Below are 1,320 nucleotides of genomic sequence, written 5' to 3'. Positions count from 1 at the left end.
CGCGCCGATGGCGCAGCCGCCGGGCAGGGCCACGCGGGCCTCGCCCAGGCGGGCCAGCAGCGGACCAAGGCACAGCACCGAGGCGCGCATGGTCTTCACCAGGTCGTAGGGGGCTTCCGGCTTCAGGTCGCACGGGGTGACGGTGACGGTGTGGCCGTCGAATTCCGCCGGGCAGCCCAGAATGCCCAGCAGCTTGTTGGTGGTGAAGATGTCGCGCAGACGCGGCACGTTGGTGTAGGTGATGGGTTCTTCGGCCAGGATCGAGGCCATCAGGATGGGCAGTGCGGCGTTCTTGGAACCGCTGACGGCAATGGAGCCGCGCAGGGGTACGCCGCCTTGGATGACGAGCTTGTCCATGTGGTCGTGGGTATCCTTTACGGGTAGTCGCGGCGGAAAAGTTCCGCGCGGGTGATGGCTTTGGCTGCGCCACGCCGGGCTGTCCCGTTGCGGCATGGGTGCATGATCGGAAAACGGGCGCCGGTGGTGAAAGGGGCTGAAAGGGCCGAAAGGGGGCGATTGCCTCTTGACCGGTCCTGGCGCCGGGTGTATATGCGCTCTCTCTTACGGCGGATGTAGCTCAGTTGGCAGAGCACCTGGTTGTGGCCCAGGTGGCCGTGGGTTCAAGTCCCATCATTCGCCCCATCGATTCCGTGCCCCGCGAAAGCGGGGCTTTTCTTTTTCCGGAACCCGGCGCGGCTTGTCCGGGTGAGGCTTGTCCGGGCCAGACTTGTCCGGGCCAGGCTTGTCCGGGTGAGGCTTGTCCGGGCCAGACTTGTCCGGGCCAGGCTTGTCCGGGCCAGACTTGTCCGGGCCAGACTTGTCCGGGTGAGGCTTGTCCGGGCCAGGCTTGTCCGGGTGAGGACGCCCGGCGCGTGCCGGTGCTGATGGGCGGAATTTCCTCTGCGCATGTCGGGCGGACCATACCCTTACCGGCCCCGGAACGGAACCCCACCGATGGCGGCAACCGGCGGCAGGCGGCGCGGCCCGCCGTTTTTCTTCAGGAAATTTGTGAGGGTGCGCCGTGCGGTGTGCGGGCAAGCCGGTCGTGTCAGCCGCCGTGGGTGTCCAGCAGGGTATGGATGCTGCGGCAGGTGGTACGCACCGCCGTGTCAAAGCGTTCCACAAGGTCATTTACTGACGGCACGGATGCATGGAGTGCGCTTTCCGCATTCCCTTCATGCTCACCGTCCGAGGGCAGGTCGCCCGCCAGCAGCAGCCCCAGGCGTTCCAGAGCGCGGGCCGTTTCGTGCACCTCGTGCGCGGATATGCTGCCCGCCGCGCCCGCCATGGCGTGGGCGCGCTCGGACAGGGCGCGCCACG

Annotated in this window: 2 protein-coding genes, 1 tRNA gene and 1 pseudogene; 1 reads left to right on the top strand and 3 read right to left on the bottom strand. The window is 67.3% G+C overall.

Annotated elements, in window-relative coordinates; translation table 11 throughout:
• Positions 1-357: pseudogene (locus tag FVW27_RS16060) on the bottom strand (UDP-N-acetylglucosamine 1-carboxyvinyltransferase); the annotation flags it as partial.
• Positions 358-566: 209 nt separating this feature from the next.
• On the opposite strand from FVW27_RS16060, the gene FVW27_RS16055 reads away from it, so the two are divergent.
• A tRNA-His gene (locus FVW27_RS16055) sits at positions 567-642 on the top strand.
• Here the strand turns inward: FVW27_RS16055 and FVW27_RS21275 are convergent.
• Both FVW27_RS21275 and FVW27_RS16045 read right to left on the bottom strand, forming a co-directional pair.
• A complete protein-coding gene (locus FVW27_RS21275) occupies positions 621-908 on the bottom strand; it encodes a pentapeptide repeat-containing protein (RefSeq protein WP_424991882.1) in 288 nt (95 codons plus the stop codon). The genes FVW27_RS16055 and FVW27_RS21275 overlap by 22 nt on opposite strands.
• 140 nt (positions 909-1,048) lie before the next feature.
• A partial coding sequence (locus FVW27_RS16045; RefSeq protein WP_167127039.1) for an Hpt domain-containing protein occupies positions 1,049-1,320 on the bottom strand: 272 nt, incomplete at its 5' end.

Source organism: Nitratidesulfovibrio liaohensis, assembly GCF_011682075.1.
GTDB classification, from domain to species: Bacteria; Desulfobacterota; Desulfovibrionia; order Desulfovibrionales; family Desulfovibrionaceae; genus Cupidesulfovibrio; species Cupidesulfovibrio liaohensis.
The sequence above is the reverse complement of the archived record's forward strand: the minus strand, read 5'-3'. Positions and strand labels throughout refer to the sequence as shown.

Coding starts and splice junctions, on each gene's coding strand:
- FVW27_RS21275 (WP_424991882.1), bottom strand. CDS start 908: ATGCGCAGAGGAAATTCCGCCCATCAGCACCGGCACGCGCCGGGCGTC.